The sequence below is a fragment of the Rhizobium sp. NPDC090279 genome (assembly GCF_044769665.1).
Lineage (GTDB): Bacteria > Pseudomonadota > Alphaproteobacteria > Rhizobiales > Rhizobiaceae > Rhizobium.
Genome location: NZ_JBIVYI010000006.1, coordinates 490,455 through 511,137 on the forward strand (window position 1 = coordinate 490,455; position 20,683 = coordinate 511,137).

The following is a 20,683-nucleotide window of genomic DNA, read 5'->3' on the forward strand; positions in this document are numbered from 1 at the left end:
ATGACCAAAATGTCATATTCACCACGTTTTCAGACATTCAACGCGGCGAATAATGCTTGGAATTGCAGGAAATAGGTGCATTTAGCGGCTGAGAAATGCTATAAGCACCTTTTCCAGCCGCGAGCTTTGTCATGCACTCCATTGGATTTCTGATCTTTCCCGGCTTTCAGGTCATGGGATTTACCGCAGTGACCGCCTTCGAGGTCGCCAATCTCGCAAGCGAAAGGGAACTCTACCGCGTGACGCTCCTTTCGGAGGCGGGAGGGCTTGTGCGCTCGTCGGCAGGGTTCAGCGTCGAAACAGAGGCCTTTGGCGAGACTTCGTTCGATTCTCTTTTCATCGGTGCCGCCACGGAAGTCTCGGCGATGTCTCCGGCGACCCTCGACTTTATCCGTCAGGCCGCGAAATCCTCGCGTCGCGTCGCCGCGCCTTGCACCGGCGCGTTTGCCTTGGCCGAAGCCGGCCTGCTCGATGGCCGCCGTGCAACGACCCATTGGGTCTTTGCGCGCGAGCTGCGGGATCGTTTCCCCGCCCTGAAAGTCGACGAGGACAAGATCTTCATCGTCGATGGGTCGATCTGGACATCGGCTGGCATGACCGCGACCATCGATCTTGCGCTTGCGATGATCGAGAAGGATCATGGAGAAGAGCTGGCACGTGCGGTAGCCCGAAAGCTCGTCGTCTATCATCGCCGCGCCGGCGGACAGTCGCAGTTTTCGACCCTGCTGGAGCTCGAGCCGAAATCGGATCGTGTGCAACGGGCACTCGACTTTGCGGGACGAAACCTGCGCAAGATCGTATCGGTCGAGGAACTGGCTGACGCGGCAAGCCTCAGCCCTCGCCAGTTCAACCGCGTCTTTCGCAGCGAAACCGGCCAGTCCCCCGCCAAGGCGATCGAGAACATGCGGGTCGAAGCCGCGCGGCTGATGATCGAGGATGGTCGCCATTCGATGGACGAAATCGCCAGCGAAGTCGGCTTTGCCGATCGCGAGCGCATGCGCCGCGCCTTCCTGCGCGTGCTCGGCCAGCCGCCGCAAACGATCCGCCGCAATGTGCGTGCATTCGGTTGAATGCCGAAGCGGCGACCGATCGCGGGCACTTAACTGTGCATTCACCGATTTATGTCACAAGCCCGTAACAACCCCTGATTAGGTCGACTACGTTCAACCTTAACGCGGGGGCGTATATGAAAAAGCTTATCTCTCTCATTGCATTTGCCATGCTGTCCGGTACGGTGGCTTCGGCTTCCGACTATGTATCCTATATCGACTACCCACAGCCGAAGGACGAGAGCCGGGAGTTCTACACCGCTATCGAGATTCCGGCCGGCAGCTTCACCAAATACGAGATCGACGCCAAGACCGGTCACATCGTTGTCGACCGCTTCCAGTCCATGCCGGTTGCCTATCCGGCAAATTACGGCTCCATCACCAGCTCGCTGGGCGGTGATGGCGACCCGCTCGACGCCATCGTCTATACGCGCGAACCGATCGTTCCCGGTGCCATCGTCCGCGTGCGCGCGATCGGCGTGCTGAAGATGATCGACGGCGGCGAGGTCGACAACAAGATCGTTGCCGTACCGACGACGAAGATCGACCCGACCTATGACAGCATCAAGGAGATCTCCGATCTTCCCAAGCTCGAGCAGGATCGCCTCCAGGCATTCTTCCGCGTCTACAAGCAGCTTCCCGATGCCCGCAAAGTCGTCGAAGTCGGCGGCTTCGAGAATGCAGAGATGGCCAAGAATGAAGTTGCTGCCGCTCTCAAGGCCTATAGCGACAAGAAGTAAGAACGACTGGAAGGGGCGGCAAGCGCCGCTCCTTTCGGATCGCAGGCAGAGCACGAGACAAACCTTCTCAAAGCCGAGTGCCATCGCGCCCCCTCGATCGGCCGGCTCAAGGAGAAGCTTCGCTCAGTGCGCTTGCCTGCCACAATCTCCTGCCGTCCTCTCCGGGCGGAAAGCCGAACTGGCGGCGATATTCGCGGCTGAACTGCGAAGGGCTGTCATAGCCAACGGCAAAGGCGACTTCGGCGACGTCTTCCGCTGCTGACATCAGGCGGGAGCGCGTCGTCTACAGGCGAAGCTGCTTCTGATACTGGATCGGCGTCAGCGACGTGACGCCAAGAAAGTGACGATGGAAGGTACTCACGCTCATGCCAGCCATGCGCGCCAGCGCTTCGATGTATTTCGGTTCATCCACTGGATCTCCTCGCGCCCGCTTCTGTTCATCATTGGCACCGAGGCTGTGACGTCATGGATGGCGAGCGAGGCATATATGGCTGCGCGCGAACCCAAGAAAGCGTTCTGGATCGAATGTGCCAGCCATGTCGATCTTTACGACAGAGACGAATATGTGTCGCTTGCCATCACCAAGCTCGCCTCCTTCTTCAAGTCGAGCCTTGCATAGCTGCAGTATGCGTAATGGTCAGAGCCAAGTCTACCTTGATCACGATCCAGCGGTCCCTTCCTGGCCGCTGAACTGCATCAAACGACATGAGGCATGATGGCGGCGTATCGACTGCCTTGATACGCCGCCGTCTCATGGGGGCTTTCCAGTCATCCATTCTTGGCGACATAAAGGCTGTTCGTCCGTTGCGGTTAACCGCAAACGAATACGCGATCGAGCTATCGCTTGTGCTGCATCTGCTGCAGAACCAAGACAAAGTGAAGCCCGTGTGAGGCGGGCTTCCTTGTCTTATTCGGCTGCGCCAGCAGCCTTGGTCTTACGCGTGCGCTTCGGCTTTGCTGCTTCTGCAGCAGCTGGTGCGGGAGCGGCAGCAGCAGAAGCAGCCTTCGCCCGAGTAGCCTTCGGTGCAGCCTTGGCGACAGCAGCCTTGGCAGCGGCAGGCTTGACGACGGCCGACTTTGCCGCTGCGGCGGGCTTGGCAGCCTTCGCCTTGGTCTTCGAGGCGGGTGCCTTGCCTCCGGTCTTTGCTGCATTCAGAAGCGCAACGCGACGCTGGCGGTTCTGCTCAAGAGCCTGCCGGAAGCCGGTATCATGCTCCGCGTGATGGGCGAGATCATCGAGAAACTCTGCCACATCCTTGACGGTGTCAACAACGACATAGTTCAATCCACGACCAGCGTTGACGGAGTCGCGACCGACCGTCACGCCGAAGCCGCCGGGCACACGCTGGAACCAAGTGGAGCGCCACTTCCTGAAGCCGGCCGCGTCACGCTCGTACTCCTCCAGATATGCCTTCTGTTCTGCTACTCGAGCACGAAATGTATCAATAACATTCCGCGCGCCAGCCTTCGGCTTATCAGCCTTCTTTGAAGTCCATTTCTCAAGAAAGTTTGCCATTGGTCCGATCTCTTCAGGTTAGCGTTCCTTGCCAAGCCGCCATTGACTAGGAAGCAATGACGGAGCTCCTCCACAGGGATGCCCGCATATATGTAAAGGATAGATGTATAATGGCAACATAATCCGTTATTATTATCGATAATTGGCCATTACAGCGGCGTCATTGCCGCTCGTGGAGCTCAAAAGGCGTGAATTTCGCTACTTCCCCCTTCATAATCGACCGCCTCTCACCAAGATCTGGAATATCGACAGGCCAGTGCTGCGGTGCATACTTGCCTGAAGTACTCCATGGCAGTGCAAAAGATTGCAGACGTATTCATGGGCTACCTGATGTCAACGCCGGCTTTTGTTGCCGTTTTGTTGTCCGGCAAACTCATAACCGTTCGCCGATACGACATCGGGAGCGGAGATATCAACCTCCACTCCCGACCTATCTTCGTCTTGAGATCGCCGCATGATCCCGTGAGTTTTTCTTCTTCTCTATGCCGCCTTCAGCAACTCGCCATGCGGATCAAGCACGAATTTCGTTGCAGCGCCCTGATCGAAGCTTTCATATCCTTGTGCCGCATCTTCGAGCGAGATGATCTTGGCGTTGACGATATCGGCAATGGGCAGCCTGTCATGCAGGATCGCCTGCATGAGCTGCCGATTGTACTTGAGCACCGGCGTCTGACCCGTATGGAAGGATTGCGCCTTCGCCCAGCCGAGGCCGAAACGTAACGACAGACTGCCCTGCTTGGCTGCATTATCCGCGGCGCCAGGATCTTCCGTCACATATAGTCCGGGAATGCCGATCGAACCGGCCGCGCGGGTGATCTCCATCATCTGATTGAGCACGATTGCCGGCTGCTCGCCGCCCGAATGCCCTCGGGCTTCGAAGCCAACAGCATCGATCGCGCTATCGACTTCATTCGTGCCGACGACCTCGGCGATCATGTCGCCGAGACGATCGCTCTTGGAGAGATCTATGGGCTCGAAACCGACCTTGGCGGCATGCGCAAGGCGATCCTTGTTGAAATCGCCGATCATGACGACGGCGGCACCGAGAATACGAGCGGAAGCTGCAGCCGCCATGCCGACGGGGCCGGCACCTGCGACATAGACGGTCGAACCCACGCCGACGCCTGCGCGAACGGCGCCATGAAAGCCGGTTGGCAGAATGTCCGAGAGCATGGTGAGATCGCGGATCTTCGCCATGGCCTTGTCGCGGTCGGGGAATTTCAGCAGGTTGAAATCCGCGTAGGGTATCATGACGTAGCGCGCCTGGCCGCCGATCCAGCCGCCCATGTCGACATAGCCGTAAGCGCCGCCGGCGCGCGACGGGTTCACCGTCAGGCAAACGCCGGTGTCTTGCGACTTGCAGCAACGGCAGCGGCCGCAAGCGACATTGAACGGAACCGAGACGATGTCGCCGACATCAAGCATCTCGACGTCGATGCCCTTCTCGATGACCTGTCCGGTGATCTCGTGCCCAAGCACGAGGCCCGGCATCGCTGTCGTGCGGCCGCGCACCATGTGCTGATCGGAGCCGCAGATATTCGTGGAGATCACCTTCAGGATCACGCCATGCTCGATGCGGCGGCCATCCGGCGCCTCCAGTTTCGGATCGTCGATATCGCGAACCTCGACCTTGCCGGGTCGCATATAGACGACGCCTCTGTTCCCAGTCATGCCATCTCCTCCTTGGTTGAACGCTTGATCATGACAGCCCGAGATTTCGGGCCTCTTCGGATCGGCCCGCTCCTCAACGGGCAGAACAGCAGCAAAATCGGTCACGTCAGCCGCAGCTTCAGCGGCATTCCGACCGGCGCATGCGTGACTGAACATGGAGCTGCGAGATTGGAACGGGGTGATCTCAAGACACCCGCATTCGTCTCTCGATCGCCCACCGCGATCAGTCGAGCCTGCCGTCAAGGCTGGTTTCCGGGCTTCAGACCTGTCCGTTCGGACATCCCGACACCTTCCCGGCCCATTTGCCAGTGGCATCAATCGAGACATTCGGTCCGCTACCGTTGCGGGGGCAGCACCGGCCTAAGACCGGTTTCCCAATTATCCATCAGGGCATTTCCCGATGGCACCTTGAACGTATCCAGAAGATCACGGCAAGCGACGTGGCGCGCCTAAGAAAACGACATCGGCATCTTGCTGGACGACATCGGTTTTTTTCACTTCATATGGCAAACCGCTGCCAGCGATCATATGGCGGCACAGCATGGCAGCAACCGCAGCGCTTCACGAATCGTGACTTGGCCGGCGCCATTAGCGCCGGCCAGGCTCAGAGATTATCAGGCAGCCCGCTTCAGTGCATCGCCGAGCATGGAGACGAGCGTTTCGATCTCGGCGCGCTCGATGATGAGCGGCGGTGACAGCGCGATGATATCGCCCGTGACACGGATCAGCAGCCCCTTCTGGAAACAATCGACGAAGACGTCGTAGGCGCGGGTGCCGGGAGCGCCGTCGCGCGGCGCGAGTTCGATGGCGCCGACGAGGCCGAGATTGCGGATATCGACCACATGCGGCAGGCCTTTCAGCGAATGCAGCGCCTTCTGCCAGTCTTCCGCCAGCTCGCTCGCGCGGCTGAGAAGGCCTTCCTCCTCATAGATTTCCATGGTTGCGAGACCGGCGGCGCAGGCGACCGGATGACCTGAATAGGTATAGCCGTGGAAGAGCTCGATCTGGTTTTCCGGACCGTTCATCAGGCCATCATAGACCTTGCGGCTGGAGAAGACCGCACCCATCGGTATGGTGCCGTTGGTGATGCCTTTTGCTGTCGTCACGAGGTCGGGAACGACACCGAAATACTCGGTCGCAAATGGCGTCCCCAGTCGGCCGAAGCCGGTGATCACCTCGTCGAAGATCAACAGGATGCCGTATTTGTCGGCGATCGCCCGCAGCCGTTCGAGATAGCCTTTCGGCGGCAGGATGACGCCGGCCGAACCGGACATCGGCTCGACGATGACGGCAGCGATCGTTTCAGCGCCATGCAGCGCCACCAGCCGCTCCAGATCTTCGGCAAGCTCGATACCGTGAGCCGGCAGCCCCTTGCTGAAGGCGTTGCGCTCGACATCGAGCGTGTGGCGCATGTGATCGGCGGGGATCTGCGGGAACATGCGGCGGTTGTTGACAAGGCCGCCGACGGAAATGCCGCCGAAGCCGACGCCGTGATAGCCCTTTTCCCGGCCGATGATGCGGGTGCGGGTGCCCTGCCCGATGGCCCGCTGATAGGCGATGGCGATCTTCAGTGCGGTGTCCACGGATTCGGAGCCTGAACCGGTGAAAAACACACGGTCGAGCCCGGCCTCAGGCCCGCCCGGCGCGTGCGCGGCAAGCTTTGCGGCAAAATCGAAGGCGATCGGATGGCCCATCTGGAACGTCGGGGCGAAATCCATCGTCGCCAGCTGCCGCTCGACCGCCTGCGCGATCTTCTTGCGGCCATGGCCGGCATTGACGCACCACAGGCCAGCCGTGCCGTCGAGCACCTTGTTGCCGTCGACATCGGTGTAATACATGCCATCCGCGGCCGCGAGCAGCCTCGGTGCGGCCTTGAACTGCCGGTTTGCCGTGAACGGCATCCAGAAATTGTCGAGAACTGGGGTGTTGGGATGGGTGATCTTGTCCATTATCGCCTCCATTACGCTGCCATTGACATCAGCGATTTTCCTGTTCCGAACAAGTCCTTTTCTTGACATATTTAAGCCATTGATTTTGTTTGATCGAAATGGGATGTTTTCGATATTCCGAACACCTGAAAACCGAGACCACAATGTCCGTCGATATTGGCAATCGCCTGCGTCATCTCCGCCTGGCACGCAACCTTTCCCAACGCGAACTCGCCAAGCGCGCCGGCGTGACCAATTCGACGATCTCGCTCATCGAATCGAATTCGGCCAATCCGTCCGTCGGCGCGCTGAAACGCATTCTCGACGGTATCCCGATCGGGCTTGCCGAATTCTTTGCCTTCGAACCGGAGACGTCGAAGAAGGCCTTCTATGCGGCCGAGGAATTGGTCGAGATCGGCAAAGGCCCGATTTCCTATCGCCAGATCGGCGAAAACCTCTTTGGCCGCAGCCTGCAGATCCTGAAAGAGTGCTATCAGCCCGGCGCCGATACCGGCAAGGTACCGCTGGTGCATGAGGGAGAGGAAGGCGGCATCGTCCTGTCCGGCCGCCTGGAGGTGACGGTTGATGACGAGCGGCGCATTCTCGGCCCCGGCGATGCCTACTACTTCGAGAGCCGCCGTCCGCACCGCTTCCGCTGCGTCGGCCCAGTGCCTTGCGAGATCATCAGCGCCTGCACACCGCCGAGCTTCTAGATCCCGCCATTCCCCTTTAGGTCCATGGGATCGTTAAGCACCGACAACCCGGCTTGGCACCACGACGATGCAAGCCTCAAGCACTCAGATGGAACAGGAGCCGAAGTCCAAATGATTGAGTGCCGAAGAGCCAGGCACGCCGACCTCGAAGCCATCGTCGCACTGCTTGCGGAAGACGATCTCGGCGCGGGCCGAGAAGATGCAAGCCTTCCGATCCGCCATCAAAAGACGGATGGTCAGACGAACCAGGAGGGGTTAAAAATTGGACGCCGGTCACCCCGCCAGAGGGGCAATATTCAACGCCGAAACACAGTCACGGGCGACGCCGGCATGATGCCATTTTCTCCATAAAACAAACATATTCAATGGCTCAATCTTCATCGCCACGGCGTCATCATTGGATGCTTTTCACAGCAAACTGCCAAGAATTCCAGATGAGTTTACGCCTCACCGTGAATTCGTATAGGTTGCTCTCCCTATCGATCATGGTCTCTAACTCTTACCGGTTTCGGATTTCTGTATCTCCTTTTTCTTGAATATCAATCTGATAGCGCCATTGCCGCCAATCTTGCCGCCACTGCCCAAGATGCGGACTTCACCTTCCGAACTGATCTCAATTGAGAGCTGCACCTCATCGAGTGCCAGGGTCGAACTGGCAAGCGATTGATCGAAAACAAGGCTCACCACCTCCAGCAGGTTGGACATTTGTGTTTTCAATAGATCAGCGCTGAGCGTCACTGCTTTGAACGGTGAGCCGAGGATGGAGCCGAAACCGCCACCGATGTCGTCGCTGCCTCTGGAACCATGACCTTCGGTTATAGGGCTTGCCGGAGACATGGCGTCCGTTATGATTGCGATTTCCCTGTCCATAATATTATCCCCTTTCCGTGTTGTTAGCGAAACTCCAATCGAACGCCTTCCGTCGCTCATATGACGCAGGCCACTCTAAAGCCGACACGCCCCTCCCATCCGGTCAGGGTTTCCTCCATCCAGTCTCGATAAGCGGATCTACAGAGTGCCGGATTGTGCGAGAAGGAACCGCCGCGAAGAACGCGCACGGTCGAACTTCTGTCCACGAATGGGCTACCATCACGCGGCAAAGCCGTCAGAGCCTCACTCCAATTGTCGAGACAATGTTCCCAGACATTACCGTGCATCTCGAACAGCCCAAAGCGGTTCGGTGGAAAGGATCGCACCGGCTTGGTCGATCCATAGAATGTCCCTGTTGGCCCTTTAGCATAGGAACCCTGCGGATAGGTGACTTCGGCATAGTCGGGGCGAGCAACGTCGCGTCCGAAGCTCGATCCACAAACCGCACCACCTGTACCACAATAATTGGCGAGCTCCGGCGTCAAGGTTGGCCCGAAGTGAAAAGCCGTTATCGTTCCTGCCCTGCAGGCCCTTTCCCACTCCGCCTCGCTCGGCAGGCGGATCACACGATCGGTCAACCTCGAAAGCCTGGCGCAGAATTCGGTTGCCTGTCGCCATGTGATGGTTTCGACGGGCCGCTCGTCACCGGGAAAGGATGATGGTGTGGGCGACAATGCCATGCCAATTTGCTGCGGATGGGCATCCAAGACCGCACGCCAAATCCGCTGCGTGATCGTCGTGCGGCTGATCGCTATGCGACTGACGGAAACGTCGATCTGTCGCTCGAATTTGCTCACTCGAAGCATCTCGTCCTCCGGTGAGCCCATGGTGAAGGAGCGGAGCGCGGGAATTACGCTGAATTCGATCGCGTTATCTTTGTCGACAGTTTGGGCGAAAGTCTCCACACTTTCCCAACTTGTATCGAGCAGTTCACCCTTTTCATCGACCGTTGTCACAGGAATCGTCTCTCCCCGCGTCAACAACGGACGCTGCTTCATCCTCGTGTCGATGAGAAAGGCACCGACGCCGACCGCAGCCACGGCGCCGGCAGCGCCAGCGCCGTAAAGTAGCAGTCGTCGCGATATATTCACTGGGGCCAGTTCTTCCCTCTGCGTGAGCGGCGAATGAGGCACGGCAGCGCGCGCATCATCATCACTCCGATCAAGCTTGCCTTTCAGCGTAATTCGTCGAATCCCCTCCCTCGCCTGCGCATCTGTTGGCGCGACGGCGTTTACACGCCACCATAGCTGTTCGGCCTCGGCCAGATTGTCATTTGCCTCCGCCTCCAGGGCCTCAAGTTTCAGCGGCTCGAGATCGTCAGGAGTGGCCAGCGCCGGAAGCAGGATGAAATGGCGTTTCGAGAGCGGCTCGACAAACGTCGATGGCGTCTGACGAGGCTTTCCGTACTTGCGGCAAAGATCGGGAACGGCGAATTTCAGATAGTTGTCGAGCTTTTCGACGGTGGCGCAATTCTGTTGGCCTTCCATTCCGAGACCTTCGAGAAGTTCGTAGGTAAAGGCACCGTGACGAAGTTCGGCGATTTCGTAGGAAAATTCCGACGGGCTGCAGGAGCATATGGTCACCGCACCTTGCTGCCGGTCGAGACCAAGACCTTCTCCGCTGCGTGCTCCTTCGTTCCGACAGGCATCGAGGAGCAAGATCACATTACTCGCGCCACTGCGTTTCAATCGTTCGGTAACATGGCGCACCGAAATTGCCGTCTCCTCGACATTTCCAGGATCGGCATCGATCGGCAGCAGATAGTCCTGATCCTTCTCGCGCCTCCCGTGACCAGCAAAAAAGAACCAAAGATTGTCGCTGGGGCGAAGGAAACGCTCGTCAAAACGCACCCTCAGGAAGCGCATCAGATTGCCAAAGGTCGGACGCGACTGGAGAGGGCTTCCGAAATCCGAGGTGAGAGGCGGCGCGTCTTCTGCGAGATGATAGACCTGTTTGAAGTGGGCGGCATGACTGAAGAATTCACTGATTGCTTGGGCATCCTGCTGTGCATACTCAAGCGGGCGCAGGTTGTCGTAGCGATTTATCCCTATGCAGATCGCCCAGTTCTCGCTCATATCCGCAATGCCCGCTCCTTCGAGGCGCCGGAGAAAGCCAGTGCCTCACATGTTGCCTTTGGAACTACCGCTCCCACCCATGTTGCCGCTGGAAGTGCTGCTGTTACCGGAGCTACTTCCGCCCATATTGCCGCTCGTGTTACTGCTGCCGCTTGATGCATCACCGGAGTGACTGCCGTTGTGGCTTTTCTGGCCCGATTGGCTGGCATTGTCCTGTCCCGGAGCCCATGGCCACCGAAACGGTTTGCGGACATATTGGCTTTCGATGAGAACACCATCCGTTGACCGATAGCTGGAGATGTCATCACCATCTCCGCATTTATCGCTGTCTGGTCGGACCATGGCCATGACGTTCTCGCCGCCGAACTCCGGTGGGGCGCCGCTACCTATCCCTGTGATCGAAACCATTATCGTGGCCGATATCGCGCACAAGCCGTTCATGACGACCTCCCATTTGCGTGAGAAAACTATCATATGCAGACATCTTACCTCGCACCGTGAATTGCGATTCTGCTGCGAGAGGCATTTTGAACGCTTCAAGAGGACCGACGCGCCATCGCGTCCGTCAATGCCAGTCCCGACGGTGCGAACGGTGCGCCGGCGTCAATCCGTTCCTGAAGAAGCGGTCATAGTAGTCGATCTCAACGTGATGCGCCTGCAACCACACGCCCGGCACGTGGATGGCGTCGCAATGCGCGGGAAAACGGCCGTGGGTCTCGTAGATATAGCTGCAGATATCACGGACGCAGTCGATGACATCGCTGTTGTAGGCGGCGGCTTCGGCCAGGTAGCGCTTGCCATAGTCGTCCTTGTAGATCTCGGCAAAAAGCGTCTGATTGTTAAAAAGTCCATTTGGGCCGAATTTGTCCTCGACGACCGCGGTCACGGCCTCGGCCATATTGTCGTAATAGGGCGGGGACATGCCCTTGATCAGATGCTCGCCTTTGTAGCGCAGGCCGATCGGGTTACTGCGGAGATTGGAATAGCGTGGCAACGGAATCTGCCAGCGGAGAATATCCATAAGCTTCCAACGCGGCGTCACGACGTCAAAACCCAGCATGGCACCGTAAGTCTTCACAAATTTTGGATCGCCGACCAACACGGGAGGGCTGATGGAACCATGAATCCACGCTCCAAGCCCCATGCCTTCGGCCATGAGAAACAGGTTCTGCAGAAGCAAATCAGCCTCGATTTGCGTGCGAAGAGACCCGATGACGCCGAGCGGTATCTTGATATCCTTGTTTAAGAAACCTTTATCCACCCACCGTTTGACACCCGCCAAACGATAGAAGTTTCTGTCGTCGACAATCGCCGGACGGGCACCGTCTGGCTGCGTCAGCAGATACATCATGCCATTTATGTATTGCCGCGAAAGATCGACGACGGGCAGGAAGATCGTGGTTCCCGGCAGGTTCGACAGGAAGCGGTTGGAATCGAGATAGGCAGGGAAATCGCGCTGACCCGGCGCCACGTCGAGGCGATGATCGAGAATGCGTACCTTTGCCTCGGTCGCACGGGCAATGAGCCTCTCAGCGGTAAGAGATTTCTCTCCGTCTGGCGGAAGTGGTAACTTCCGAATGAAGTATGTCCCGCTGTCATTGATCATGAAGAAGTGGGTGCCCTGAGCATTGTCCGGGCTACCAGCGGTACGACCCTCCATGACAAGATTTGGCTTCGCCATGATCGGCTGGTGCGTTGCCGGATCTTCGAAAGGCCGATCAGGCATGGAAAGCCCCGTCGCGCCAGTCGCAGCGATCAAGATTGCTTCCTCCAGCTCGGACAGGGGTTCTCGTGGCTGATCGGATTGATAGCTCATCGTACCGGCCAACACCGAGCTGCCCTGGCTGACGCGATGGGTCCGTCGGCGCCATATTGTCTCGAAGAGCGACCGGCGCAACAGCATATCAAGACCGCGATGGCCGGTGGAAATCTCGATTCCACCCGGCCCGGTTGCCGGAGGATCGCTGGCTTCGGTCGGGCTGCTCATGATGACGCCCTCCTTTCCATGTCCTGACGCTCGCCGCCCGCAAGGATCGGGCGCCACGGGGCAAAGGCGCTGGCCGTACGCGGTAGCATGGAGGCAAGGTCTGGACAGTGGCGCAGAATGAGGCTCGTCATGCCATTGTTTGCGATCCAGTCGATACCGAAAGGCGAATAGACCTCTGGTCGGAAATCCACAGTCAGAAACCGGTCGCTCTGCAGCCGGCGCGAGGCCATGAGAATGAAAATGCGGAAAGCGGTATCGCTGAAGCCGAAACCAGCGGGTGGTGGTTCGGCAAAGAGGCCTACGACAGTGTCGACGCGGTCAATATCGCCGTAGATCGCCTTGAGCAGGCGCGCGTCCTCCGGATCGGTGGTCAACTCCTCCCAATGCCGGATTCGCGGCCGATGCAGGCCCGAACGGAAGTCGTTGTAGCGCGGCACGCCGCGACGGCGTGTGCGGACAAGGTCGACGACAGAGAGATCGATGATCTCATCATCTCGCGTGAAGGCTTGCAGAGCGCGGGGAAAGTTGTGCAGCGTGATAGCGCCGGGATGCGCGGTACCGAAGGAATAGAGCGTATTGCGCAGGCCGTACTCGCGCATGATGGTGTCCGCGCCTGGACCTTGTATGTCCATGAAGCTTTTCTCGGCAATCTTGTTGCCGGTCTTGTGATCGAAGAAGCAATAGTCATCCGGCAGCAAAGGATGCATCCGGTAGACGGTTACGAAGTCCTCCGTCAGCGAGTAAGGCGTTCCATGGTGGTCCGGCATCGTCTTTGGAATGCCCGTCGACGCATGGGCGTCCAGTAGCCAAAGGCCGGCCTTCGCCAACCAATCGCCGGCCGGTGGGCCGTTCCAATTGCTGGAGAGACCGATTTCGATTGCCTTGGTCGCAAGGATCGCTGGCGTCCATTCGACAGTGTGGATCTTGGCAATCAACGCCGTGACGATCAATCTGGCGGTCTGATAGATGCGCTCGTCGTCCCAATTGCCATATTGGCGCCGCAACTCGTCGCAAAGAAGATTATGCTCGCGCGCAAATAGGGTATGCATCGCGCTGAGCCCTAGCCACCAGCTTTCGTTGAAGCCGGTCACCTCGAAGCCGTGAATATCAACCGGCAGGTGGCCGTTGACGAGACGGATCTTCGGGCCTTCACGCAACTCCTTCGCTTTCTTGCTATCTGGACCATAAACCTCCGATCCATCCCACCAATGCGAGGCCGCATTTCCGAAATAGATGGGTGGCTTGCCGTTATAGCCGGGCATTTCCTCATTTCCAGCGATGCGCATCACATCCTCTTGAATACCTCCGACCTTGCTGGTCCATGTCATGCCCGACGGCATACGAACCACGACGTCTTCCTTGCCCAATGGATGGCGCGCGTGATTGACCCAGTCATGAACCTGAAACTGAATCCAGGCAGCGGCGAGAATATTGAGAGAACGCGCCGGAATGAACACTTTGCGATGTAGCAGCTCCCGTGCCACCTCCACAGGATTCGGCGTATCAAAGAGTTCGGGGGCGTAGACGGGCGCCAGATTGCGCCCAAAGGACGAGCCAACCGCCCCCATCTTCGGCGCCGACAGGTCGTTGAAGCTGCCGTCATAGCTACGCATCTGCCGTTCAGCCTCGGCAACGGTTGCGGGAGGCTCCGGACGAGCAATGGGCGGTGCCTCCATGACATCGGTGTCGATGAGGTTCTTCTCACGCAGCACATGACGAAAGGCATCGAGATTGAGCAGGCTTAGCCACAAGGGCAATCTGTGCCAGTCGACGAAGCGGTTGACGATCAAGAAGATACGGCGAGCGATACCGCCAAACAGGCGATTGCGGAACGGCACCGGGCTCACCCAGCGGAAACTGTGACGATAGGAGGCACTGGCATCGTAGACCACTTTTCGAGCACGATTCAGATTGCCGAGTGGTCTGAAGGCGTTGGTCGTATTCCACGGATTGAAGGCGAGCTCATCGACACGGCGCGCATCGGCGATGGTTTCGGCATCGCCCGTTCCTGGTTTTCGCACTCTAAGCTCCGCAACCTTTATTGGCGGCGAAGCAGTCGTCATCCACTCGATAGATGTATCTTCAATCGGGGTCGACTGCGCATCGACAAACGATTGAAGGCAGAATTCGTAGCATATGTCCCCGAGGTCCAGCCGCTGGGCAAGTTCAGCCGAGAGATAACTGGGGTCGGTGGCTGACGGATCAGGGGCTGCCGCAGCACCGGGGGTGGGGCGGAACAAATAACGTACGGCATGTTGTTCACCCCAGCAAATGGCGCCTCGGCTCCAAAATGTCTCAAGTGCCATGCTTCTGACCTTGCGATTGCGGCCGGTCGTTACATTGCGGATCATTCGCAAGGTTTCCGAAGGGCCGAAGGTAAAGACGAGGCCCAACACGCCGAAGAGTCGGCTGATCCGGCCGCCGGCAGTCGCCTTTGCGAACGCGACGAACTGTCTAGCATCCCGAGCATGTGAAACGGGGAAGTTTGTCGCCAGAAGATCATGCTGTTCTTCGTCCGACACCTTTACTCGGACTGCCAAGCCTCGCAAATCAGGCTTGTAGTCCGGTTGTCCGTAGCCGCTGGCATTGGACAGGCGCACTATCGCGGAATAGGTCCTGCCGGGCTGAGCAAAGCCAACCGTCAGGTCGTCGGGGAGATCATCTGCGAATGTCAGCTCTGCGTCGACTGCGGCAAAAACTGCCTTGCTATGAAAGGCACGTTGAATCTCAGCCGCATTAGCGTAGGCGCGCGTCCGATACTGAACGCCCATCATGTCCTGGGCCAGGCGCTGGAACATCAGGTGTTCGGCCTCGACACCACCCTGATATGATTCATTCCACATCGTCATCGTTCCCCTCCTTGAACGCATCTAACAACGGCTTTTCCGCAAACTTTGGCGATGGGAATGCACTGCCCGACGAGAAACAATGTGCGGAGTATCTACCGCCGGTTCCCACTGCCCGGCAGAGCATACCCTCACAGTTCAATGCCCGCCCGAACCCGCATGAGATAGCAATAATTAGGCCCGCACTATCGCGAGGGATCGCACAACACCTAGCGTTCTCTGTTCGGGAAGAGGCGTTCCTCGATCATCTCTCCGATCCCAGCGATCAATCCTTTCGGTGAAGGGCTGTAGTGCGGAAGTGCAAGCCGCGTAATGTGGACGTCGATGATGGCCGGCTTGCTGAGCGCCAGCGCCTCGTCGAATGCGCTTTCGAATTCTTCGATCGTGTCTACCCGGTAGCCATTCGCGCCGCAGGCCTTGGCATAGGCGACGTAGTCTGGATTGTCGAACTCGACCAAACCGGACTCCTGATAGGCTTCAAGCTGATAGAGCTTGATCAATTTGAATTCACCGTCATTGAAGATGATCCAGATGACGGGAAGGTCATATTGTACGGCCGTCAGCAGCTCGAAGCCTGACAAGAGGTAGCATCCGTCACCGCAGCCGACGATGACAGGGCGATCTGGGTTGGCGCATTTTGCCCCGAGCGCGCCGTTGACATGTCCTGCCATCGGTCCGAAGCCGCCTGGCTTGCGGAAGAATTGGCCCGGCGAAAGCTCCAGATAATAACCGAGCCAGGCAAGATGTGCACCCGCATCCGCCAGTACGATGGCGTTGGAAGGCAGACGCTTGGAGATTGCCTGAGCAAGCTGACCGGGATGAACTTCATCGCCGAGATGGATAATCCGCTCGGCATCATAATCGCGCTGTTCAACCACTCTTGCGGCTGCGGGTCCCGCCAGCGGCCAGATTTCCTCATTTAACGCTTCGATAGCAAGTCTGGCGTCTGCAATTATCGCCGCGTCGGCCTTGTAAACCTTGTCGATTTCACCAATGTCGATGTTGATGTGTATGAGCGTCTTGCCAGCGAGCAGATCCTCACGAAAACCGAAGGTTGCGTGTTGTGCAAAGGAATTGCCTACGGCAAGGATAACGTCTGCTTGAAGGAATGCCTTCCAGGCCGCGCTGTGGCCGCTATCACAGAAGACACCAACCGAAAGCGGATGGCGTTCCGAAATGATCCCCTTGCCATCAAGAGTCGTCGCGAAGGCTATCTGGTAGCGCTCGAGCAGTTTAACCAAATCAGGACCGGCGCCGCTGCGAACAGCGCCGAAACCGAGCAACGCGAGAATGTTCTTACCTTTCCCAACGGCATCCGCCAGCAGGTTTGCAACCTCTCCAACTCGTTTTTGATCCGGCGTCACAGGACGCCGATCCAGATTGATCGGGCGGAAATTGTCGACAGAAATGCCGTGATGGGTGAGGTTCTCCGGGACGTGGATATGAACCGGTCCCGGCCGGCCCGCGAACGCAAGATTGATCGCTTCCTCGACCACATCGCAGGTCTTGCTAGCATCGGTAAGCAAGAATGACTTTTTTGTCGTCGCAGCGAACATTGCCTGGGAATCGGGCGTTCGGCTGACGCCAGAAGTCTCGTTCAACGCACCCTTTCCCTTCCAGTCGAGCGAAGCATAGCCCGAGACTGCCAGGACGGGATAAGAATCCGACATGGCAACGGCCAAACCTGAAAAGAGGTTGAAGGCGCCCGGCCCCGCCGTCGCAAAGCAGAAGCCGAGGCGATCCGAGTGCATTGCACAACCGCATGCCATAAAGGAGGCAGCCTGCTCGTGACGGGTAATGACCGGCCTGATTGAGGAATGCTTCAGCGCGAGCATAAGACCCGCCGCATTTTCGCCCGCTCCGCCGAAGGCCGCTTGCACGCCGATGCCTTCAAGCCCCTTTACGATCGCTTCATAGACTCTCATCGACAATCCCCCAGCGCTCGGACAAGCCGGCGCGATTACCTCCCGACCGAGCTATGCATGCGCGAGGTCGCTCGCTATTGCATTCCAGTCATCGCTAACATCAGGAAATAAACATCAGAGTCGGATTTGGCCGGCTTAACCCAAAGCGCATGTGGGTCTGAAGTTGGGGTAAGCGAAGCCGCAATTTATGCCGAATGAAACTGTCATTTGACGGAACGGCCATGCCCTCCCGTCGACCTCACCTAATATTTGCGCATTTCAACATAAAATTCAACTACAGATAACCGAAGCGGCGGCGATAGGCGATCCAACTAGGCTTTTTTCGCCAATACCAGGTCCAGGAATCGACTGATCATACAATCTGCAGATGTTTTCATCGAACCCTTCGACCTTATCACGCGCGTCTAAAGGATATCGACACGCCTGCGGAAGGCGGCTCGCATCGCCGTAGGAATGTTCAGGAGTGCAAGTGCCATCTCGACTTGATCCGGCCAGTCGGCAGACGGTGGCGAAGGCTGCGCGATGTCATCGGCACCACTGAAGAAATGCTGAACTGCGTGGAAACCAAGTGCGCGATAGACCTCAAATTGCTCTTCGCTGAAAAATTGATCGAGCGTGGTCTCGTGGGGAAAGCTTGGATTTCGTCGCTTGTAGTCGGTGATGTAGTCGTTCTCATCGCCGCTCAGGGATGACTTGACATAGAGCAATACGCCTTGCTCCTCCTTGCCGTATTCTATGATGCCGACGGCGACGTGCGGCCCCTTGCAGTTTGCCGGCAGATCCGCTCCTTCGGCAGCTACTGCGTTGATCTCAAGTCCCTTTTTCTGAATCTGCTGCCACGGAAGGTCAATACGAATGCCGAGATCGATACGGGCCATGACCTGGAGCTTGACGAAAGCCTCGAACGTCATGCTCGGATCAGCTTCGGCATCGATTGCCAGAATGACCTTGCATCGCCGGCGCAGCAGTTCGTAAATGCCGAGATCCTCGATATGCCCGCCATCGGTCAAATAGACATTCAGCTTCTTCTCATCCAATCGTCCGGCTGTCTCATTTGCAAAATACCAAGTACCGCAATTCGACCACAAGCGGTTCGCCCAATGCCGGTATGCCCCAAGCCTCGCGGGATTGGCGAGCCAGTAGCCAAGGCGGACGTTCAACAACGAAAGACTGAATGTCAGAACGCGAACCGTATGGTTTCCCATATTTGCGGATGCGGCTGCGCCTGATGTGGCCATGGCCGTTGCAAGTGTGAGCGACGGTACAACTCGTTCCATTTGCTTGGTTTTCACGTATCGCGTCGCCTGACTGCCGACGTACAGAGGGCTGAAGATAAAATTGTCGGCATTGCGGCCGCGTTTGTTGAGTTCCTTCGAGCCGATGAGATTGATTGCCGTATTGACGAGCAGATATGGGGAATAGGCCGCACCCTTATCCCAGATCTGTGTCCTAGTATCGAATTGCTTCAAAGATGAGAACTTCCATCGGTCGACATCAATAGACGGCTTGTTGTGGACAACGCGCGCACGCTGAATGAGGAAAGCGCGGCTCAGGCGGTCACGATACAACTGATTGAGTGAGTTTGAGTTCGGGCCTATGAAAAGGCAGATAAACGTCAGCGCTAGTGCTATCCACAGATACAACGAACCAATCGGTCCAAGTCGATCGAAAGCGGAGATATAGTTTGTAACCAACTCCGAAAGACTGGACAACCAACGAGGCGCAATGGCATCGGTACTCTGATCGATTTTAGGCCTGACAGCCCAAAGGCTTAGATATAGATAGCAAACCCACAATAGCAGGGGCACGACGAGGGCCGAAAGATAGAGAATGATGCGGCTCGAATACTTCTGCATGGTTGCGGTCCACGTCGCTTCACCGAGTGCCGCTCTTGCAATGTTGGCCAGTTTTTGCGCCGCACCTATCAAAACGACGGCGGAGGGCAACAATATGTTGGCGAGCGTAGGTACAACATGTGCGACAAGCAAAAGTACATATTTGAAACTGCTATCTTCCATCTCGACCAGGGCGCTCTTTCCGGTCTTTTCCGCAAACATGGCATTCAGGACAAGCGGTTGTAATTCTATAATAAAAACAATAATGATAGCGGCCACCAGCCAACCAAGCCAGCGCGCGAGCCGTTCGCGGATAATCAATTGACTTGTCTGAAATGTAAGCGAAGTTGCGATTGCGCTGGCAAACATCAAGATCAATGCTGCAGCCGTCACGTTGATTGTCAGTGAAAAATCCTCAAGTCCGTCAATTTTAATGACCGGCAGCCAGCTGATGATCGGAGCATTGAGAATCGCAGACTGCCCCAGATCGCTGGAATAAGGATTGCAGGCGATGGTAAAAACCGCGAGAAAAAGCAAAGCAGGCAGAACAATCAGTGTGTTCACCAATAATCCGCGCAGGAGCAATGCCAGGCTCGTCAGATAGTCAACGGCTCCGTTCGGAACAAGGAAATTGGAATAGTTGCGTAGATGCTGGGTTTCCGGCGTCTCCTGGGAATCAAGTTTGCTCGCGAACGGAAATGTGTAGGGAGCTTGCATCATACCGCAGACAATGGAAGTCCCAACATAGCCGCCACCCGATACGGTCGAGAGGTAATCGAATGCATCGAGAACACGCGGCTCGCCATCATCTGATAGGGAATCCAGCGCTTGCGAGGCGCCAAGGCAGAATGCAGCCGAGCGAATGCCGCCACCGGAAAAGGCAAGTCCGGTCAGGTTGCTCTCATCTTGCATCCGCACCGTGCCACGATCGTCGGCACCGGGCTTATCCTTCAATAACTCGGCATTCTTCCGAACGGTATGAAACCGGCTTGTTGTTTGGCGCTCCGAAGTCTCCTCGCGGACCTCATCGCCATCGCTTACTGCACCTGACTGAAGGAAGTGGCGTCGAAAGTTTACGACGTCCAGCTCCTTTTTGAAGATTGTTTTGAAATCCGATCTCATGCGCACGCGCGTCCCCCAACCAGGGTTGTTTCGACACTCATGGATTTCTTCCTATGACTGTAGCAGAAATATGTGCCAACGTAAGGCGCTTTTTGTGCCGCGAGACGCGCGGTACGCAACTTGATGCTACATAGGTTTATGAGCCGATTGCAGCGCGCGGTTTGGCCTGTTGAAGAAGGCTATCTGACGCCAAAACACCGCGAAGGCCACGATGCATGGCAAAAGCAAGCCGCCGCTTACAATCTGTCATATTATTGACGTAAACGATCACTTAACTCTAGGTTGGTTTTTTGGACTCGACTTTTTCAGACTGGTCTGCCCCCTGAAAAGTGATCCTTCTTGAAGTATGGCTTATGAGCCGAAGAAGGACATTGAAATGGCAGCGAAAAGACACAAGGCGGAAGAG

The 20,683-nt window shown here is 57.1% G+C and carries 16 protein-coding genes and 1 riboswitch; of the genes, 4 read left to right on the forward strand and 12 right to left on the reverse strand.

Going from position 1 to position 20,683, the window contains the following annotated elements:
* Positions 1-131 precede the first annotated feature (131 nt).
* On the forward strand, positions 132-1,070 hold the full coding sequence (locus tag ACIQWP_RS18020) for a GlxA family transcriptional regulator (RefSeq protein ID WP_402789818.1): 939 nt from the start codon (positions 132-134) through the stop codon (positions 1,068-1,070).
* Between the two features lie 116 nt (positions 1,071-1,186).
* Positions 1,187-1,789 (forward strand): inorganic diphosphatase, encoded by a 603-nt coding sequence (locus ACIQWP_RS18025; protein WP_402789821.1) that lies wholly within the window; start codon positions 1,187-1,189, stop codon positions 1,787-1,789.
* Positions 1,790-1,895: 106 nt separating this feature from the next.
* Here ACIQWP_RS18025 and ACIQWP_RS18030 read toward each other — a convergent pair whose 3' ends face one another.
* On the reverse strand, positions 1,896-2,054 hold the full coding sequence (locus tag ACIQWP_RS18030; RefSeq protein WP_402789824.1) for a helix-turn-helix domain-containing protein: 159 nt from the start codon (positions 2,052-2,054) through the stop codon (positions 1,896-1,898).
* 18 nt (positions 2,055-2,072) lie between these two features.
* The gene (locus tag ACIQWP_RS18035; RefSeq protein WP_402789827.1) at positions 2,073-2,201 is read right to left on the reverse strand and encodes a hypothetical protein; all 129 of its coding nucleotides are present in this window, start codon (positions 2,199-2,201) and stop codon (positions 2,073-2,075) included.
* A 75-nt stretch (positions 2,202-2,276) separates the two neighbouring features.
* Between ACIQWP_RS18035 and ACIQWP_RS18040 the strand changes: the two genes are divergently transcribed.
* Positions 2,277-2,408: a hypothetical protein gene (locus ACIQWP_RS18040; protein WP_402789830.1), complete on the forward strand. Its 132-nt coding sequence runs from the start codon at positions 2,277-2,279 to the stop codon at positions 2,406-2,408.
* A 288-nt stretch (positions 2,409-2,696) separates the two neighbouring features.
* On the opposite strand, the gene ACIQWP_RS18045 is transcribed toward ACIQWP_RS18040, so the two are convergent.
* From ACIQWP_RS18045 to ACIQWP_RS18055, 3 genes are all read right to left on the reverse strand, one after another.
* Positions 2,697-3,305 (reverse strand): hypothetical protein, encoded by a 609-nt coding sequence (locus ACIQWP_RS18045; RefSeq protein ID WP_402789833.1) that lies wholly within the window; start codon positions 3,303-3,305, stop codon positions 2,697-2,699.
* A 480-nt stretch (positions 3,306-3,785) separates the two neighbouring features.
* Positions 3,786-4,976: a formaldehyde dehydrogenase, glutathione-independent gene (gene fdhA, locus ACIQWP_RS18050; protein WP_402789836.1), complete on the reverse strand. Its 1,191-nt coding sequence runs from the start codon at positions 4,974-4,976 to the stop codon at positions 3,786-3,788.
* 225 nt (positions 4,977-5,201) lie between these two features.
* Positions 5,202-5,402: riboswitch (cobalamin riboswitch) on the reverse strand.
* A 188-nt stretch (positions 5,403-5,590) separates the two neighbouring features.
* Entirely contained in the window at positions 5,591-6,925 is a 1,335-nt protein-coding gene (locus ACIQWP_RS18055; protein WP_402789838.1) for an aspartate aminotransferase family protein, read from the reverse strand.
* A gap of 143 nt (positions 6,926-7,068) precedes the next feature.
* On the opposite strand from ACIQWP_RS18055, the gene ACIQWP_RS18060 reads away from it, so the two are divergent.
* Positions 7,069-7,617: a cupin domain-containing protein gene (locus ACIQWP_RS18060; RefSeq protein ID WP_402789841.1), complete on the forward strand. Its 549-nt coding sequence runs from the start codon at positions 7,069-7,071 to the stop codon at positions 7,615-7,617.
* Positions 7,618-8,109: 492 nt separating this feature from the next.
* Here the strand turns inward: ACIQWP_RS18060 and ACIQWP_RS18065 are convergent, their stop codons facing one another.
* From ACIQWP_RS18065 to ACIQWP_RS18095, 7 genes are all read right to left on the reverse strand, one after another.
* A complete protein-coding gene (locus ACIQWP_RS18065) occupies positions 8,110-8,487 on the reverse strand; it encodes a hypothetical protein (RefSeq protein WP_402789844.1) in 378 nt (125 codons plus the stop codon).
* Positions 8,488-8,543: 56 nt separating this feature from the next.
* The gene (locus tag ACIQWP_RS18070; RefSeq protein WP_402789847.1) at positions 8,544-10,562 is read right to left on the reverse strand and encodes an SUMF1/EgtB/PvdO family nonheme iron enzyme; all 2,019 of its coding nucleotides are present in this window, start codon (positions 10,560-10,562) and stop codon (positions 8,544-8,546) included.
* Positions 10,563-10,607: 45 nt separating this feature from the next.
* Complete coding sequence (locus tag ACIQWP_RS18075) at positions 10,608-11,003, reverse strand: hypothetical protein (RefSeq protein ID WP_402789849.1); 396 nt, start codon at positions 11,001-11,003, stop codon at positions 10,608-10,610.
* A gap of 124 nt (positions 11,004-11,127) precedes the next feature.
* Positions 11,128-12,378, reverse strand: coding sequence for a hypothetical protein (locus ACIQWP_RS18080; protein WP_402789852.1), 1,251 nt, complete (start codon positions 12,376-12,378; stop codon positions 11,128-11,130).
* 167 nt (positions 12,379-12,545) lie between these two features.
* Positions 12,546-15,392: a peroxidase family protein gene (locus ACIQWP_RS18085; protein WP_402789855.1), complete on the reverse strand. Its 2,847-nt coding sequence runs from the start codon at positions 15,390-15,392 to the stop codon at positions 12,546-12,548.
* 212 nt (positions 15,393-15,604) lie between these two features.
* On the reverse strand, positions 15,605-17,320 hold the full coding sequence (locus ACIQWP_RS18090) for a thiamine pyrophosphate-binding protein (RefSeq protein ID WP_402789858.1): 1,716 nt from the start codon (positions 17,318-17,320) through the stop codon (positions 15,605-15,607).
* 404 nt (positions 17,321-17,724) lie between these two features.
* Complete coding sequence (locus tag ACIQWP_RS18095) at positions 17,725-20,277, reverse strand: patatin-like phospholipase family protein (RefSeq protein WP_402789861.1); 2,553 nt, start codon at positions 20,275-20,277, stop codon at positions 17,725-17,727.
* Between the last annotated feature and the right edge of the window lie 406 nt (positions 20,278-20,683).

Coding starts and splice junctions, on each gene's coding strand:
- ACIQWP_RS18020 (WP_402789818.1), top strand. CDS start 132: ATGCACTCCATTGGATTTCTGATCTTTCCCGGCTTTCAGGTCATGGGA.
- ACIQWP_RS18025 (WP_402789821.1), top strand. CDS start 1,187: ATGAAAAAGCTTATCTCTCTCATTGCATTTGCCATGCTGTCCGGTACG.
- ACIQWP_RS18030 (WP_402789824.1), bottom strand. CDS start 2,054: ATGTCAGCAGCGGAAGACGTCGCCGAAGTCGCCTTTGCCGTTGGCTAT.
- ACIQWP_RS18040 (WP_402789830.1), top strand. CDS start 2,277: ATGGCTGCGCGCGAACCCAAGAAAGCGTTCTGGATCGAATGTGCCAGC.
- ACIQWP_RS18045 (WP_402789833.1), bottom strand. CDS start 3,305: ATGGCAAACTTTCTTGAGAAATGGACTTCAAAGAAGGCTGATAAGCCG.
- fdhA (WP_402789836.1), bottom strand. CDS start 4,976: ATGACTGGGAACAGAGGCGTCGTCTATATGCGACCCGGCAAGGTCGAG.
- ACIQWP_RS18055 (WP_402789838.1), bottom strand. CDS start 6,925: ATGGACAAGATCACCCATCCCAACACCCCAGTTCTCGACAATTTCTGG.
- ACIQWP_RS18060 (WP_402789841.1), top strand. CDS start 7,069: ATGTCCGTCGATATTGGCAATCGCCTGCGTCATCTCCGCCTGGCACGC.
- ACIQWP_RS18065 (WP_402789844.1), bottom strand. CDS start 8,487: ATGGACAGGGAAATCGCAATCATAACGGACGCCATGTCTCCGGCAAGC.
- ACIQWP_RS18070 (WP_402789847.1), bottom strand. CDS start 10,562: ATGAGCGAGAACTGGGCGATCTGCATAGGGATAAATCGCTACGACAAC.
- ACIQWP_RS18075 (WP_402789849.1), bottom strand. CDS start 11,003: ATGAACGGCTTGTGCGCGATATCGGCCACGATAATGGTTTCGATCACA.
- ACIQWP_RS18080 (WP_402789852.1), bottom strand. CDS start 12,378: ATGAGCTATCAATCCGATCAGCCACGAGAACCCCTGTCCGAGCTGGAG.
- ACIQWP_RS18085 (WP_402789855.1), bottom strand. CDS start 15,392: ATGTGGAATGAATCATATCAGGGTGGTGTCGAGGCCGAACACCTGATG.
- ACIQWP_RS18090 (WP_402789858.1), bottom strand. CDS start 17,320: ATGAGAGTCTATGAAGCGATCGTAAAGGGGCTTGAAGGCATCGGCGTG.
- ACIQWP_RS18095 (WP_402789861.1), bottom strand. CDS start 20,277: ATGAGATCGGATTTCAAAACAATCTTCAAAAAGGAGCTGGACGTCGTA.